General features: G+C 58.8%; 18 protein-coding genes. 10 read left to right on the forward strand and 8 right to left on the reverse strand.

All coding sequences use genetic code 11. The annotated features are described in order from the left end of the window. The first annotated feature begins 115 nt into the window (after positions 1-115). The 4 genes from ACQUTG_RS18180 (at position 116) to ACQUTG_RS18195 (ending at position 3228) form a co-directional block, all read left to right on the forward strand. On the forward strand, positions 116-703 hold the full coding sequence (locus ACQUTG_RS18180) for an RNA polymerase sigma factor (protein WP_428920723.1): 588 nt from the start codon (positions 116-118) through the stop codon (positions 701-703). A gap of 10 nt (positions 704-713) precedes the next feature. Further along, positions 714-1385, forward strand: coding sequence for an anti-sigma factor family protein (locus tag ACQUTG_RS18185; protein WP_428920724.1), 672 nt, complete (start codon positions 714-716; stop codon positions 1383-1385). Further along, a complete protein-coding gene (locus ACQUTG_RS18190; RefSeq protein ID WP_428920725.1) occupies positions 1382-1747 on the forward strand; it encodes a hypothetical protein in 366 nt (121 codons plus the stop codon). The genes ACQUTG_RS18185 and ACQUTG_RS18190 overlap by 4 nt, the downstream gene beginning before the upstream one ends. 140 nt (positions 1748-1887) lie before the next feature. Further along, positions 1888-3228, forward strand: a complete 1341-nt coding sequence (locus ACQUTG_RS18195) for a tetratricopeptide repeat protein (protein WP_428920726.1) — start codon at positions 1888-1890, stop codon at positions 3226-3228. A 34-nt stretch (positions 3229-3262) separates the two neighbouring features. Here the strand turns inward: ACQUTG_RS18195 and hemL are convergent, their stop codons facing one another. Genes hemL through thiD form a run of 3 tightly spaced genes read right to left on the reverse strand, consistent with a single transcriptional unit; the run spans position 3263 to position 5923 of the window. Further along, positions 3263-4543 carry a glutamate-1-semialdehyde 2,1-aminomutase gene (gene hemL, locus ACQUTG_RS18200; protein ID WP_428920727.1) on the reverse strand — a complete coding sequence of 427 codons (1281 nt, stop codon included), beginning with the start codon at positions 4541-4543 and terminating at the stop codon, positions 3263-3265. Between the two features lie 13 nt (positions 4544-4556). Further along, on the reverse strand, positions 4557-5225 hold the full coding sequence (gene thiE / locus ACQUTG_RS18205) for a thiamine phosphate synthase (RefSeq protein WP_428920728.1): 669 nt from the start codon (positions 5223-5225) through the stop codon (positions 4557-4559). Beyond that, a complete protein-coding gene (gene thiD / locus ACQUTG_RS18210) occupies positions 5213-5923 on the reverse strand; it encodes a bifunctional hydroxymethylpyrimidine kinase/phosphomethylpyrimidine kinase (protein WP_428920740.1) in 711 nt (236 codons plus the stop codon). The genes thiE and thiD overlap by 13 nt, the downstream gene beginning before the upstream one ends. On the opposite strand from thiD, the gene ACQUTG_RS18215 reads away from it, so the two are divergent. Further along, positions 5894-6016 carry a hypothetical protein gene (locus ACQUTG_RS18215; RefSeq protein WP_428920729.1) on the forward strand — a complete coding sequence of 41 codons (123 nt, stop codon included), beginning with the start codon at positions 5894-5896 and terminating at the stop codon, positions 6014-6016. The genes thiD and ACQUTG_RS18215 overlap by 30 nt on opposite strands. Here the strand turns inward: ACQUTG_RS18215 and hemJ are convergent. Together hemJ and ACQUTG_RS18225 are read right to left on the reverse strand one after the other, a co-directional pair. After that, the gene (hemJ, locus tag ACQUTG_RS18220; RefSeq protein ID WP_428920730.1) at positions 6013-6435 is read right to left on the reverse strand and encodes a protoporphyrinogen oxidase HemJ; all 423 of its coding nucleotides are present in this window, start codon (positions 6433-6435) and stop codon (positions 6013-6015) included. The two genes, ACQUTG_RS18215 and hemJ, sit on opposite strands and share 4 nt — an antisense overlap. Positions 6436-6438: 3 nt before the next feature. Beyond that, positions 6439-8214: a chloride channel protein gene (locus ACQUTG_RS18225; RefSeq protein ID WP_428920731.1), complete on the reverse strand. Its 1776-nt coding sequence runs from the start codon at positions 8212-8214 to the stop codon at positions 6439-6441. A gap of 156 nt (positions 8215-8370) precedes the next feature. Between ACQUTG_RS18225 and argC the strand changes: the two genes are divergently transcribed. The 4 genes from argC to erpA all read left to right on the forward strand — a co-directional run bounded on the left by argC (position 8371) and on the right by erpA (position 11053). Beyond that, positions 8371-9408 (forward strand): N-acetyl-gamma-glutamyl-phosphate reductase, encoded by a 1038-nt coding sequence (argC, locus tag ACQUTG_RS18230; protein ID WP_428920732.1) that lies wholly within the window; start codon positions 8371-8373, stop codon positions 9406-9408. 9 nt (positions 9409-9417) lie between these two features. After that, complete coding sequence (locus ACQUTG_RS18235) at positions 9418-10158, forward strand: DUF6776 family protein (protein WP_428920733.1); 741 nt, start codon at positions 9418-9420, stop codon at positions 10156-10158. A gap of 1 nt (position 10159) precedes the next feature. Then, on the forward strand, positions 10160-10636 hold the full coding sequence (locus ACQUTG_RS18240; RefSeq protein WP_428920734.1) for a bactofilin family protein: 477 nt from the start codon (positions 10160-10162) through the stop codon (positions 10634-10636). A gap of 84 nt (positions 10637-10720) precedes the next feature. Beyond that, positions 10721-11053, forward strand: a complete 333-nt coding sequence (erpA, locus tag ACQUTG_RS18245) for an iron-sulfur cluster insertion protein ErpA (RefSeq protein WP_428920741.1) — start codon at positions 10721-10723, stop codon at positions 11051-11053. A gap of 1 nt (position 11054) precedes the next feature. On the opposite strand, the gene ACQUTG_RS18250 is transcribed toward erpA, so the two are convergent. Beyond that, on the reverse strand, positions 11055-12152 hold the full coding sequence (locus ACQUTG_RS18250) for an anhydro-N-acetylmuramic acid kinase (protein ID WP_428920735.1): 1098 nt from the start codon (positions 12150-12152) through the stop codon (positions 11055-11057). Between the two features lie 4 nt (positions 12153-12156). Continuing rightward, a complete protein-coding gene (locus ACQUTG_RS18255; RefSeq protein ID WP_428920736.1) occupies positions 12157-13551 on the reverse strand; it encodes an OapA family protein in 1395 nt (464 codons plus the stop codon). A 303-nt stretch (positions 13552-13854) separates the two neighbouring features. On the opposite strand from ACQUTG_RS18255, the gene tyrS reads away from it, so the two are divergent. Then, on the forward strand, positions 13855-15057 hold the full coding sequence (tyrS, locus tag ACQUTG_RS18260) for a tyrosine--tRNA ligase (protein WP_428920737.1): 1203 nt from the start codon (positions 13855-13857) through the stop codon (positions 15055-15057). Here the strand turns inward: tyrS and ACQUTG_RS18265 are convergent. Beyond that, positions 15047-15240, reverse strand: a 194-nt coding sequence (locus tag ACQUTG_RS18265; RefSeq protein ID WP_428920738.1) for a hypothetical protein, incomplete at its 5' end; no start/stop codon positions are given. The genes tyrS and ACQUTG_RS18265 overlap by 11 nt on opposite strands.

Genomic DNA, 15240 nt, shown 5'->3' on the forward strand with positions numbered 1-15240 from the left:
TTTCCTCACTTACCGGCAATGCGCCGGTTTCCGGGGCCCGCCCGTAACTGCAACCACGTGCCAGTCTGGTATAGACTTGCCGCTTCAACAGCGAACCATACGGGTAGTAACGGTTTTGTCGATTCTCTCCTTCAAATCAGGTAAAAAACGGCGTTTCGAGATCCTGATCCAGCCCCATCTTGAGCCCATGTACCGTTTTGCCTTCCGGCTGGCGGGGCAGCAGCACGATGCCGAGGATCTGGTCCAGGATGTTGTGGTCAAGCTGTATCCCCGTCTGGAGGAGTTGGAGACGGTGGACCAGTTGCGCCCCTGGTTGAACCGGGTGCTGTACCGGCATTTTATCGACCAGCTGCGGCGTAAGGGCCGGCAGGGCGACCGGCCCATGAGTGATCTGGTGGAAGCGGACAGCCAGGCGGACTGGCTCGACAGTCTGGATGCCGAAGACACCGGGCCAATGGCCCTGCTGGAGCTGGAGCGACTGGGCCCTGAGCTGGACCGGGTCATTGCGACCCTCGAGCCTGACCAGCGTACATTGTTGCTTCTTCACGATGTGGATGGCTGGCGCCAGGATGAGATCGCCGAAATTCTTGATATCCCCCTGGGGACGGTGAAATCCCGCCTGCACCGGGTCCGTGCTGCATTGAGAAAAAAATTACAGAAAGAGCTGGAACCAACAGCGAGCCCCGGGCGTGTGGAAAACTGAGGTGATAACTATGTCCTGTCCGGAAATCCGCGTAAGCCTTGTTGCTTACCTGAACAATGAGTTGCCAGCCCAGCACCGGGATCAGGTCGCTGAGCACCTGTCGGTGTGTGCAGCATGTTCCCGGGCACTGGAAGCCGAACGGCTGCTGGGTGAAAAACTGCAGGTTCGCCAGCGTATTCCTGAGCCATCCGGGGGGTTTGAGGCCCGGGTACTTTCGGCGGCGACAACAGAGCCGGCCCGACAGGGGCGCTGGAGTCATCGAGTGTTTGGTGGAGCTATCGCGGCGGCGCTGGCGTTGGGTGTGTCGCTGGGTGTGATTCTGAATAAGGGAACCTCTCCCGACCCACAGCAGATGGCAGGGCAGAAGGCTCCGGAGCCTGTTGTGTTCGAGCCTGTAGAGCAGACGGTGAAGCTGGCCTTCCGTTCGGGGCAGGCACTGGATAATGTCACCCTGACGCTCGAGTTGCCGCCGAACGTGGAGTTGTCTCCATGGCCGGGGCGGCAGCAGCTGAGCTGGCAGATCAGCCTGGATGCTGGTGAAAATGTGGTTTCCCTGCCGTTGAGGGTGCTGTTTCCCGGCAGTGGAGAACTGGTCGCCCGCCTGCATACAGGGGAGCAGCAAAAGAGTTTCCGGGTCGAGATACCCGGTGCGATTGGAAATCAGGAGGTGCCGGCATCATGAGATGGTATGTTCCGGTGGTAATGGTAATCGGGTTGTTCGTATCGGAGGCCCACGCGCGTGAGGACCTTGATGTCACCATGCGCATGGTGCTCGATGAACGGGCACTGACCGAATCCGTCGTCCGTGAGATCGAGTTGCCAGAACCTGCGTCCGTTGAACGTCCGGACCAGGCGAGAGAGAGCCGGGGAGCTCCGGGGATGGACATGGCCCGTGATGCCCGTGAACAGGGCCGCGAATTCGGCCAGGAAATGGCCGAAAAGGCCCGTGAATCTTCCCGGGAAAAGCCTGGCAGGCCTGAGTTGCCTGAGCAGGTCCAGGAAGTTCGGGACAATCTTCCCGAGGCAGCCAAACCCCACAAGTGATTCTCCTGCCCGCGACGGTCTGACGGGCAGCCATTTTGCAGTCTCCCTGTTATACTTGCCGCGTTATCGATCGGTAACGCTGGCTCGTTGTCAGCCCGCCGACTCATCCCCCTTATCCGGAACAAAACGGAAGGTGTTGTTTGCTGGCTGCCTGCCTCACCCGTAAGCTGCTGCTGAGTTGTTCACTCCTGTTTGCCTCCTTGCCGTCACTGGCGCAGGACCTCTCCGGGGAATCGCCGGCGCAGGCGGACTTCCGCAAAGGTGTCGAGTTGTTCCAGCAAGGTGACCTGAAGGCCGCTCGGCAACGCCTGGAAGCGGCGCGCGCTGCCGGTCTGGATGCGATGACCCTCCACTACAATCTCGGCGTGGTGTATTACCGTCTGGGTCAGCTGGACGCCGCAGAACAGGCGTTCGCCCGCCTGTTGTCCTCTCCCCATCAAGTCCTGGCGCGTTACAACCTCGGCCTGATTGCCCTGGCCCGGAACGACAAAATGGTCGCTCGTGATTACTTCCTGTCGGTCATTGAGAGCGACGGCCCGGACAAACTGCAGGACCTGGCCCAGGCCAGGCTGGCAGAAACCGGGGCCCGGGTGCCGGTGTCCGGTCAGCGGCACCGTCGCCTTTATCTGGCTGCATCCGGTGGTTACGACAGTAACATCGCCGGTCTGCCGGAGACCGCCACCACCCGGGAGGGTGGGCTGTTCCTGGATGCCGTGCTCGCCGGTAGTGTCCGGGTCAAGGGTGACAAGAGTGCCGGCTGGGACCTGGAAGGTGTTTTTTTGGGCAGGGACTATCCGGACCACGATGACTACAACACCCACTTCCTTCAGGGCAAGTTCGCCTGGTCAGAACAGGGCGGAGGCCAGACCCGGCAATTGGGGGCTGTCCTGAGCCAGTCCTGGTTCGGCCCGGATGCTTTCGAGACACGTTATGGCGTGGAAGGCCTCATCGCCTGGACGCAATGCCCGGTTGGTCTTCCGGTCGATGGTTGCGATGTTTCCCTTGCTGCCGCCAGAGTGGATGGGGGAAGCTCGTTCGAGGCATATGACGGCCAATGGTACCGGCTTCGGGCCCGGACTGGTCGAAGGATCGGGGCGTGGAAGCTGGAAGGCAAGTACCTCTGGGAACTGAATGACCGGAGCGATCTGACGTCGGGAAGCCAATTTGTCAGTGTCTCACCGCAACATCACGCCATCAAGGGAGTGGCACGTTTCAGTGCCCGGTCGGATCTTGTGCTGGGTGCCGTAGGCGGATTCAGGTACAGCCGTTACCAGGATTCTCACCGTTTGCTGGAAGGCGATACGGTGGTGGTTCAACGCCGCACAGACAGGCGTTGGGAAAGCGGAACCTTTGCAGAATATGGCCTGAGCCGGCGCTGGCTGTTGCGAGGCGAATGGTTGTTCCGGGACAACACCAGCGAGATAGACAGTTACGGTTACCAGCGCCACACATTCATGGTGACGCTGGAAGGCATACTCTGAGCCCGGCCCCTCGGCCGGACCCGGAGTCCTGCAATTACAGCGTCGCCATGACTTTGCGGGCCGCGGCGATCGTGTGCTCGATATCTTCGTCGGACAACGCCGCACTGGTGAACCCTGCCTCGAAGGCGGAGGGCGCCAGGTAAACCCCTTCTTTCAGCATACCCTGGAAGAACTTCTTGAAGCGCTCCACGTCGCACGCCATAACCTGGTCGAAGCGGGTGATCGCGGGTTCTTCGGTAAAGAAGAAGCCGAACATGGCACCGGCGCTCTGCACCGTCATCGGAATGCCTGCCTCGTCAGCCGCCTGTTTCAAGCCATCGCGCACCGCATTGGTTTTTTCGGTAAGCCGGTCATGGAAGCCAGGCTCGGAAATGGCGTTAAGCGTAGTCAGGCCTGCAGCCATGGCCAGCGGGTTGCCGCTAAGGGTGCCGGCCTGGTAAACGGGACCCAGGGGCGAGATGTGCTCCATGATTTCCCGCTTGCCACCGAAGGCACCGACAGGTAGTCCGCCGCCGATCACCTTGCCCAGGGCCGTCAGGTCCGGGGTGACACCGTAGAAGCCCTGAGCGCCGCCCAGAGATACGCGGAAACCGGTCATTACCTCGTCAAAGATCAGGACAGATCCATGCTGGTCGCACACCTCCCGCAGTGCTTCCAGGAAGCCCGGGGCCGGGGGGATGCAGTTCATGTTGCCCGCGACCGGCTCCACGATGATGGCAGCGATCTCGTCACCCATCTTCTCGAACGTATCCCGGACTTCGTCGATGTCGTTATAGGTCAGCGTCAGGGTGTGCTCTGCCAGGCTGGCGGGGATGCCCGGGGAGTTGGGGACACCCAGGGTCAGGGCACCGGAACCGGCCTTCACCAGCAGTGAGTCCACGTGGCCGTGATAGCAGCCCTCGAATTTCACGATTTTGTCGCGGCCGGTGTAGCCTCGGGCCAGCCGAATGGTGGTCATGGTAGCTTCGGTGCCGGAGTTCACCATGCGCACCAGGTCAATGGATGGCACCAGTTCGCACACCTTCTTGGCCATTTCGGTCTCGATGGCGGTGGGAGCACCATAGCCAACGCCAAGGTCAACCTGGGTATGCAGCGCCTGCTTGATGCGCGGGTCGGAGTGGCCGAGGATCATCGGGCCCCAGGAGCCGATGTAGTCAATGTAGCGGCGGTCGTCTTCGTCAAACAGGTAGGCGCCTTCGGCATGCTTGAAGAAAATCGGTGTGCCGCCCACGCCACGAAAGGCCCGTACCGGTGAATTCACGCCACCGGGAATGTATTTTTGCGCCTCTTCGAACAAGGTTTCGGAGTGTGTCATGGTTCGGCTCCTGTTAATCCGATAGTGAGAAAAGTGGATGATGGGCAGCAAACAGCCGCCCGAAGGCTCTGGCCTTCTGTTCAATCTGTTCCGGTGTGCCTCCGAACACACCGCCCACCGCGGCCAGCAGGTCGGCTCCCGCCCGGATCAGGGGGGCGCCGTTTTCCGCTGTTACCCCACCGATGGCCGTCACCGGTTTGCCGAGTTGTTTCGCTTCGGTCAGGACAGCCGGATCAGCACCGGGCGCATCCGGCTTGGTACCGGACGAGTAGAAACGTCCGAAGGCCAGGTAATCGGCGCCCTCGGCAAGTGCCTGGCCGGCCAGTTCCAGACTGGCATGGCAGGTGACACCAATAATTGCGTTTTCACTCAGCAGTTGGCGGGCCAGCGCCAGCGACCCGTCGCCCTGGCCGAGGTGTACACCCGCGGCTCCGGTACGCTTGGCCAGCTGGGGATCGTCATTGATGATCAAGGGCACACCTGCATTGCTGCAAAGGGCCTGAAGATCCCGGGCCTGGCCAAGCCGTTCCGGCCAGGGGGCCGCTTTTTCCCGGTATTGTATCAGTACGGCTCCGCCGCGCAGTACGGCTTCCACGGATGCCAGCAGGTGATCAGCCGGCGTGAGCTCGCTGTCGGTAATGGCATACAGCCCGGGACGGAGGCCTTTTTCTAGCGTTCCCACAGGATGCCTCGGTCCGGAACCGGCTGGCCCTTGCCCACATCCAGGGCGTGGAGAATTGCCCGATTGACGTAATTCTGGGCCTGGGAGATGGCGGCGCGGGCCGACAACCCGGATGCCCGTCCGGCCGCAATGGCGGCGGCCAGAGTACAGCCGGTACCGTGATATTCACCACCTACGCGTTCGATCTCCCAGCGCATGGGCTCCGGGTTGTGGTTATAGAGGGTGTTGGTGATGTGCAGACCGGTGCCATGGCCGCCGGTGGCAAGCACCGATTCGCAGCCCAGATCCATCAGATGCTTCGCGGCCTGCTCCGGCTCTTCGCTGCCACCGAGCATGGCCAGTTCAATACCGTTTGGCGTGATCATCTCGGCGAGCGGGAACAGGCGTTCCTTCATGGCGGTGATGAGGGCTTCGTCCGCCAGGTCGCCACCGCCGGCGGCTTTGATGACCGGGTCGGTTATCACCGGAATTCCGGGCCGGGCCTTGATGAATTCCACCAGAACGTCGACAACTCCGGCATTCCCCAGCGCCCCGGTCTTGATGGCATGGATGGGGGCATCCGCTGCAATGCAGTCCAGTTGTTTGCGAATCAGTGCGCTGTCCACAGGCTGGGCATCATAGACATTACAGGTGTCCTGTACGGTCAGGCAGGTCAGCACCGGCAGGGGGTGACAACCCAGGGAGGTGATGGCCTGGATATCGGCCTGGATGCCGGCGCCACCGGAGGGATCGAGTCCGGACAGTACAAGAACCTGGGGACGGGTGTAGCGTTTGATGGCTCTGCTCCTTAAAACGGTTTGACGACAGCGAGTATCACAACGGCAAGCAAGACGAATACGGGCAACTCATTGAACCAGCGATAGAACACATGACTTCTATGGTTCATGTCATCCCGGAACACCTTGACCAGATGGCCGCAATAAAAGTGGTAGATGATCAGCAGGGCTACCAGCACCAGTTTGGCGTGAAGCCAACCCTGGCTGAAATAACCGGTGACATTGTAACTGATCAGCCAGATTCCAAGGGCTACCGTAGCAATCATGGAGGGGGTTGTGATGCCCCGATACAGCTTGCGCTCCATGATCTTGAAACGGTCACGCCCCGGCTGGTCCTCACAGGCAGCATGGTAGACAAACAGCCTCGGCAGATAGAACAGTCCCGCGAACCAGCAAATCATGGCAATTATGTGGAAGGCTTTCACCCACAGCATCCGTCAACTCCGTCGGTATTGGTAGTAGCTTTCAATGTCAGACTTCAATACCACGCCATACACCCTTTGGATCATGGGCGCGACGTGCCGCTGCACGTAAAGGGCCTCGGCATTGGTGGTATCGAACTCGTTCAGGGCCTCCTCGAGAGTCGCCTGGTATTGTACCGGGGCAACGTCCCGACGGTTAGCGGGGATGTCCATAAGATCGATGGATTCCGGCATTTCGGTTTCCTCCTCGGCCACCGTTTCCTCGGTATCCTCAAGGTATCGGGCAAGATCCACCGCCGGAAGCAGGGCAGTGGGTCCATTGCTGCCTTCCACAATAAGCCACTTGGGTTCGGACTTGAGGGCTTTGCGGGCTTCCTCAATGGTGAGATGCCGTTCGGTACGCAGAATGTTGCGGTCCATGATGGCACCGACCGACACCCGACGAAGTGCCTGGATGACGGGCGAGTTCTGATAACTCAGTCCCTGGCTCTTGAGGATGGTGAGGAACAGTGACTTCTTGCCGAAGGCCTCACTGGTGACCAGACTGGCCGTGGTAATGATCAACATGGCGGGCAGGATGACGTTCGGGTTCCGGGTCAGTTCCATCACCGCCATCAGAGCGGCCAGCGGGGCCTGCAGCACTGCACCCATCATTGCCCCCATGCCGAGCATGGCATAAAAGCCTACCGAGGAAGCAATGTCCGGCGCGATCTGTGCACCCACCAGCCCCATGGCGCCGCCAATGGTTGCTCCCATGAACAGGGTCGGGCCGATGACGCCGCTGGGCATGCCGAGCCCAATGCTCAGGGAGGTTATCAGCAGCTTGGCAATGCCCGCTGATAACAATAGCCAGAAGCCCAGATTGCCATTGATGGTTGCGTTGACCGTGTCATAACCGATACCCATGGTCTCCGGAATGAATACCGCGAAGGGCACCATCAGAGCGCCGGCAATACCAATGCGCAGAAACACCGGTTGGTGGTGATGCCGGCCCATGGCATCCACCAGCTGGATGAACAGCGCGGCGGCGATGCCGATGATCACTGCAATGGCGAGGATCCAGGGAATCTCCATCAGCGAATTCATGGTCAGCGCCGGCACACTGAAGGCTGGCTCTGATCCATAGACCGCCTGGGTGACGATGGCCGCGCTCACTGCCGCGAGGATGATCGGTGTGAAGCCGGCAATGGTGTATTCCATCATCACCACTTCCATGGCAAAGATCACACCGGAAATCGGGGTGTTGAACGAGGCGGAGATGGCAGCAGCACAGCCGCAGGCCACAAGGGTCCGGATGCTGTTGTTGGGCAGGCGCATCCATTGCCCCATCAGGCTGGAGAACGCCGCGCCCAGGTGTACTGCCGGCCCTTCCCGACCCGCAGACTGGCCGGTTACCACTGTGGTGACGCCGGAGACAAACTGGACAATGGCGCTACGCAGTGAAATGTAACCCTGGTGGTAATTCAGGCGCTCCATGACGTGGACAATGCCGACCTTGCGGTCGTGTATGGCCAGTCGGTGCAGCATCAGGCCCAGTGCGAGAGCGCCGGCAAGGGGCAATAGCCCGCGAGTCAGGATGTCCAGTTGCTCAAAGGATTCGGAGCCGGGGCCCGGGAGGAAGTGCTCAAGAGGCCACTCGATGGCCAGTCGGAACAGCAGGATCACGCCACCGGTGATCAGGCCGGATAAAAGGCCCAGGACAGCCAGTTGCGGAAGTGCATCGACACCCGAAAGCCTGCGGCGGAATACAGGGATCAGGTTTTCGGTGATCTGGTGCCAGAGGTTCCGCATGATCGCAGGGATTCCGGTTCAGGTATGACAGTCTGTTGACGGGTTTGTGACAACATTGTAGCGGTCGGCATCCGCGCTGCAATAAGTCGTTGGTTTATCATGGTAGACTACACCAACAATCTTCCAATTCCTGATTCGACGTCGCTGGAGAAAATGGTGATTAAAGTAGGCATCGTTGGTGGCACCGGCTATACCGGTGTGGAACTGCTGAGGATCCTGGCGGTCCACCCGGAAGTCACTGTCAGCTGCATAACTTCCCGCTCCGAGGCCGGCATGCCGGTCGCGGATATGTACCCCAATCTGCGGGGGCACTTCGAACTCGAGTTTACCGAGCCCGATGCCGACGTGCTCAAGGCCTGTGACCTGGTTTTCTTTGCCACCCCGCACGGTGTGGCCATGCGTATGGTGCCTGAACTGATGGATGCGGGTGTGCGCGTCGTTGACCTGTCTGCGGATTTCCGGCTCAAGGACCTGGATGTCTGGGCCCAGTGGTACGGCATGCCCCATGAAACCCCGGAGTGGGCGGAGAAGGCGGTATACGGTCTGCCTGAAGTAGTCCGTGACGAGATCCGTGGTGCCCAGTTGGTTGCCAATCCCGGTTGTTATCCGACGGCGGTCCAGCTGGGCTTTCTGCCTCTCCTGGAACAGGGGCTGGTTGATCCTTCGCGCCTGATCGCTGACGCCAAGTCCGGAGCCAGTGGCGCAGGGCGCCAGGGCAAGATTGGCATGCTGCACGGCGAAATTGGCGAGAGCTTCAAGGCTTATGGTGCCTCAGGCCATCGCCACCTGCCGGAGATCCGCCAGGGCCTGACCGGCGCCGCCGGCAGCCAGGTTGGCGTAACTTTTGTGCCGCACCTGATTCCCATGATTCGCGGTATTGAGGCAACGCTTTATGCCGAACTGAAAGACCCGGCCGGCTTTGACAGCCTCCAGTCCCTCTACGAAGAACGTTACCGGGACGAGCCGTTTGTTGATGTAATGCCTTTCGGTAGCCACCCGGAAACCCGCAGTGTCCGTGGTGCGAACCAGTGCCGGATGGCGCTGCATCGTCAGGAGGACAGCAATATCGTTATCATTTCTTCGGTGATTGATAACCTGGTCAAGGGGGCAGCCGGTCAGGCAGTCCAGAACATGAACATCATGTTCGGCTTCCGGGAAACCCTGGGGCTCGAAGCTCCGGCGTTGTTGCCCTAAGGACGATCAGTGAGCGAACCACGCAAACCGGCGGAAGAGTATGTTGTCATCCGCCACCGCCCCGGATACCGGATTCGCCGCACCGCCATCCTGCTGGCGTTTACCGTAGTTGCTGCGCTTGCCGGCTACGCGGCCGGGCTTGCCCAGGGTGGTTTCCGGTCTTCGGATGTCGCGGCTTCCAACGAAGCACTCGAAGAGGAGCTGGATACCCTCCGAAGCAACTATAAGGACGCGCGCCAGCAACTGGTCAACCTGGAGAGGGGTAAGGCGATCGATGCCCAGGCGCTCAAACGGGCACGGATGACCATTGTCGAGCTGGAAACCCGCATCGCATCACTGAAGTCCGATCTGACTTTCTATAAAAATATCATGGCGCCGTCCGAAACCAGCAAGGGGCTGCAGGTCGATAGCTTGGCTCTGGCCCGGGACTACCAGCCCGGTGCCTGGGATTTCAAGCTGGTCCTGACCCAGGTTGGTAATAACAAGAACTACATTTCCGGCGTGGTGGCAGTCAATGTCATCGGCATGCGCGACGAAGAGAAAGAAGTCATTGCCCTGCGTGATCTGTCTCAGGATATTGAGGATCTTGGCGTAAGGTTCCGTTTCCGCTTCTTCCAGAACGTGGAGGGAACGCTGGTGCTTCCGGATGATTTCGAGCCGGTTGAGATCCAGGTGGTGGCCCAGGCCGAGGGCAGCAAATCCTCGCAGGCAGAAAGAACTTTTGACTGGGATGATTTAACGGAGAACTGAAATGCTCGGTAAGAAAAAGCAGCAAAAGCCACGTCGGCCAGCAGGCCATTTTGACACCCTGGTTTCCTCACGGACCACCGTCGAGGGGGATGTAAAATTCTCCGGTGGACTGCATGTGGATGGCCGGATCAAGGGCAAGGTCGTGGCCGAAGAGGGCAGTGATGCCGTATTGCGTATATCGGAAGTTGGCGAGGTCACCGGAGACATCGTTGCTCCCCATGTCATCATCAATGGTACGGTCAACGGTGACGTCTATGCCTCTGACCACCTTGAGCTGGCGGAAAAGGCAGCCATTAACGGCAACGTCTATTACAACCTGATCGAGATGGCCATGGGCGCTACGGTCAATGGCAATCTGGTTCACCAGCGTGAGCCGGTGGGCCTGTTGACCAAGGATCGTTCTGAGCACTCTGCTGCTGCGGTTCGGTCCGATGACGCGGTTGAAGAAGCCCTGGAGGATGGTGGAAAGTCCGAATAGTTGATTGTTTTAGTCAGGAATACCATAATCGTCACTTTGAAAACGATGTTTCCGGAGGCGAGCTTGAGTGTAGTTCAGCAACAAATGGCTACCCCACTGTTTTTCAGTGACAGTGCCGTTGCCAAGGTGCGTGAGTTGATTGAGGAAGAGGGCAACCCCGATCTCAAGCTGCGCGTCTTTGTCACCGGTGGCGGCTGTTCCGGATTTCAGTACGGCTTTTCTTTCGATGAGAATCAGGAAGAGGACGACACCGTCATTGAGCGAGACGGTGTTGTTCTCTTGGTGGACTCGATGAGTTACCAATATCTGATTGGTGCTAGTATCGAGTACCAGGAGGGGTTGCAAGGCTCCCAGTTCGTGGTGCAGAACCCCAACGCCACCTCTACTTGCGGCTGCGGCAGCTCCTTCTCGATCTGACTCAGGCCGGGTAAATGGCTCCCAGAACCCGGGGGCCGTTTGCACCGGTTACTTCCGGAAGATTCCCCGGGTTTCTTTCCACAGCCTGCTTTGCCAGCCAGGCGAATGCCACCGGCTCCACCCATTGGGGATCCAGTCCCAGTTCCGACGTCACCGCCAGACGTGCCGGGGCCAGAGCCTCTGTCAGCGCGCGCATCAGTTCCGGATTACGAGTTCCACCACCGCAGGCATAAACAGTATCCACGCCGGTGTCCGGCATCTGATCTGCAATGGTCAATGCGGTGAGTTCCAATAGCGTCCGTTGGATATCTTCCGGTTTCAGGTCCGGATGGCGGGCGATCATGGTTTTCACCCAGCCGAGGTTGAATTTTTCCTTGCCAGTGCTCTTTGGCGGAGTGCGCTTGAAGTACGCATCGGAAAGCATGTCATCCAGCAATGATTGGTCGACGTTCCCTTCCACGGCCCAATGTCCATCCGCATCGTAGGGGCGACCGGTCTGGTCCTGGCACCAGGCGTCCATCAGGGCGTTGGCAGGGCCGGTGTCGAAGCCATTGACTACGCCCTTGCCCCGGGCCGGTAGCCAGGTGATATTGGCAATGCCTCCGAGATTGAGAATGCACCGGTTCTCCGATTCGGATCCGAAGAAGGCCTTGTGGAACGCCGGAACCAGGGGTGCGCCCTGTCCTCCGGCCGCCATGTCGCGACTGCGAAAGTCGCCAACGGTGGTGATTCCGGTGACTTCGGCAATGATTGCGGGGTTGCCGATCTGGAAGGAGAAAGGGGCCGAACCGGACGGCTGGTGACGGATGGTCTGGCCGTGACTGCCAATGGCCCGGATGCCGCCCGGCGCCAGGCCAGAATCGGAAATCGCTTTTGCGGCAGCCTGACCGAACAATTGTCCGGTCAGGGTGTCGAGTTCCCCGATCTCATCCGGACTGGCCTGGTTCTGACTGGCATGGATCAAACGTTGGCGGAGTTCGTCCGGATAGCTGATGCAATGGGTTGCGTGAATCTGGACGGCGCGATCCCGAAAAGACACCAGCACGGCATCGATGCCGTCCATGCTGGTGCCGGACATAAGCCCGAGCCAGGCTTCCATCGGTTCAGTCTTCCCGTGCCAGGGCCAGTTGTTGATAGTTCTCGCGGAATACGTCGAACTGGGCTACCCGCTGCTCGGTGACCTGTTTGAACCGGGCGATCTCGGAGGCGGGCACCGGCTTTGCATCCGGAAGGTCTACGGTGCGTGAGTTACGCGGTGAGCCATTGAGGCGGAACTCATAGTGCAGGTGTGGGCCGGTGACCATGCCGGAAGAGCCAAGATAGCCAATTGTCTGACCCTGTTTGACCCTGACACCTTTTTTCATGCCTCGTGCAAGACCCTTCATATGGGCATACAAGGTGGTGATGTTGTTGCCGTGCTGCAGGATGATGGTACGGCCATAGCCACCTTTCCAGCCCGCAAAGCGAACGGTGCCGTTCCCTGCCGCTTTGATCGGTGTGCCCGGAGGCGCGGCGTAATCGGTACCTTCATGGGGGCGAACTACGTCCAGCACCGGATGCCGGCGCTGCAAGTTGAATGACGAGGATACCCGCGCGTTGATCGGGGTGCGCAGAAACGCCTTGCGCATGCTCTTGCCTTCAGGAGTGTAATAATCGCTGTCACCATTGCTGTCGGTATACAGCAGGGCCAGATTCTCCTCACCCCGGTTTACGAAGCGTGCCGAGAGGATTCGGCCGGTATCGAATTTCTCTCCGTCGACGTAGAGTTCCTCGTAGACCACTTCGAACCGGTCGCCCTTGCGAACGTCATAAACGAAATCGATATCCCAGCCGAAGATGCCGGCCAGTTCCATGGTCAGGCGATCATTCAGCCCGGCTTGGCGGGCAGCCAGGTACAGGGAGCCGTCAATCACGCCGGACGCAAAAGCCGGACGAGCCTCCGGCTCCCGCATGTGGGTCTTGCCGCTGAAACCTTTTTCATTACGGGTGATCTTGAGGGTTTCAAGCAGGTTCCGCTTAAGTTCGACACCCGCCAGTGTGCCTTCTTCATCCGTGGCAAAACGGATGGTTTCACCCGCGTACAGACGCTGCAGTTTGTCGGCTTCCCCCTCGCCATGAATGACAGAAAGCATGATGCCGTCGTTGAAGCCGGCTTTCTTGAACAGCGAGGAGAGCGTATCACCTGATTTGATCTTGAAGGTCTGCCATTCCAGCTGTGGTTCCGCCGGAGCGGAGGCAACGGTTTCTACCGTTGTTTCCTGCGCGGACTCTTCCGACAGTTGTGGCTCTGCTGGTGCAGAGGTAACTGGCTGCGCTTGGTTGGGAGTGTCTGCCAGTTTGCCGTCCGTCTCGGATACAGTGCCCTGCTCAAGGTCCAGTGCATAGGACATGCGCTTGGCTTCAACATTGCTGCTCGGGCTCATCAGCACGGCAGCAGTCACTACAACGGTTGCAGCGGCGGCGAGGGTAATATGGGTCTTGGGAAACTTTTTCAGCACGAATCGCACCCGTTTTAATCGGTATTCCGGTAGGTTGAACTACCTAATTAAAGCTGTTGTTCAAGTATAGACCAACAGATTACCGTATAAAATGCATGCGGGACAGCGTGGAACATTACGGTTGCTGCTCCATCCTCCGGATTTCTTGCGACGTCACTGCTATAATACGCCGCCCTGTTCACTCAGGGCTGTGTAATATTTGAGCGCCTTACTTTAACAAGTGCGCGGCAGAATCGCAGATTTCTTTTGTTGAAGTCTGTAACGGTCTGAATCTTTCACCACATAAACGGGGACGTGTAGTTCATGGCATCTATAGATGAAGCGTTGGCCGTCATCAAGCGCGGCGTTGACGAACTGATTCCGGAAGAGGAGCTCGTTGAGAAGCTGAAGCAAGGTCGGCCCCTGCGTATCAAGGCGGGATTCGATCCCACGGCACCGGACCTTCATCTCGGCCATACCGTCCTTATTAACAAGTTGCGCCAGTTCCAGGATCTCGGGCATGAGATCATTTTCCTGATCGGCGACTTCACCGGGATGATCGGTGATCCCACTGGTAAGAGTGCTACGCGGCCGCCCCTGACCGAGGAGCAGGTTCGCGAGAATGCTGTTTCCTATAAAGAGCAGGTATTCAAGATTCTGGATCGCGAGAAAACACATGTGGTTTTCAATTCGGACTGGATGAGCAAGATGACAGCTGCCGACATGATCAAGCTGGCCGGCCAGTACACGGTCGCGCGGATGTTGGAGCGTGATGACTTCACCAAGCGTTACCGCGCCGAGCAGGCCATTGCCATTCACGAATTCCTGTATCCGCTGGTTCAGGGCTACGACTCCGTTGCGCTGAAAGCCGACGTCGAGCTTGGCGGTACCGATCAGAAGTTCAATCTGCTGATGGGGCGCATTCTCCAGAAGCATTATGGTCAGGAGCCCCAGGTTATCCTGACCATGCCGATCCTGGAGGGGCTGGATGGTGTCCAGAAGATGTCCAAGTCCCTGGGCAACTACGTCGGTGTTAATGACGCTCCCGGTGAAATGTACACCAAGCTTCTTTCCATGCCGGATGAGCTGTTGTGGCGTTACTTTGAGTTGCTGAGCTTCCGGCCGCTGGCTGAAGTGGAAGAGTTTCGCAAGGCTGTAGAGGGCGGTGCCAATCCGCAGGACTACAAGAAATTGCTGGCGGAAGAGATTATCACCCGTTTCCATGGTGAGGAGGCCGCGAAGACGGCACACAAGTCTGCCGGTAACCGGGTCGAGCTTGGTGAAATTCCCGAGAATGTTCCGGAAGTGAAGGTGTCTCTTGAAGGGCAGGGCGAAATGCCGATGGCTGCCGTTCTTCGTCTGGCCGGGCTGGTAAAGAATGGCGCTGCCGCCAGGGATGTCCTGGGACGGGGAGCTGTCTATGTAGATGGCAGGCAGTTCGAAGGTGATCGCATGTTTGTAGAGGGTGATGATTGCGTCATCCAGGCTGGCAAGAAGAAGATTGCCAGGGTTTTGATTACTGCGTAATCGATTTGGTTGCGCTGCAACCAGGGGAGTGGCGAATTTGGATTTTTTTCAGATTCGTCGTTGACAGTTTTCCTGAGGGCTGTAGAATGCGCACCACTTCTGAGGGACAAGCCACTGACGCAGCGGCGGCCCGAGGGAGTAACTGCTTGAAAGTTTTGAAGAAAATGGTTTCAAGATTTCTTC

Origin of the sequence: Marinobacter sp. DUT-1, from assembly GCF_050379415.1 — a bacterium.
Taxonomy (GTDB): Bacteria; Pseudomonadota; Gammaproteobacteria; order Pseudomonadales; family Oleiphilaceae; genus Marinobacter.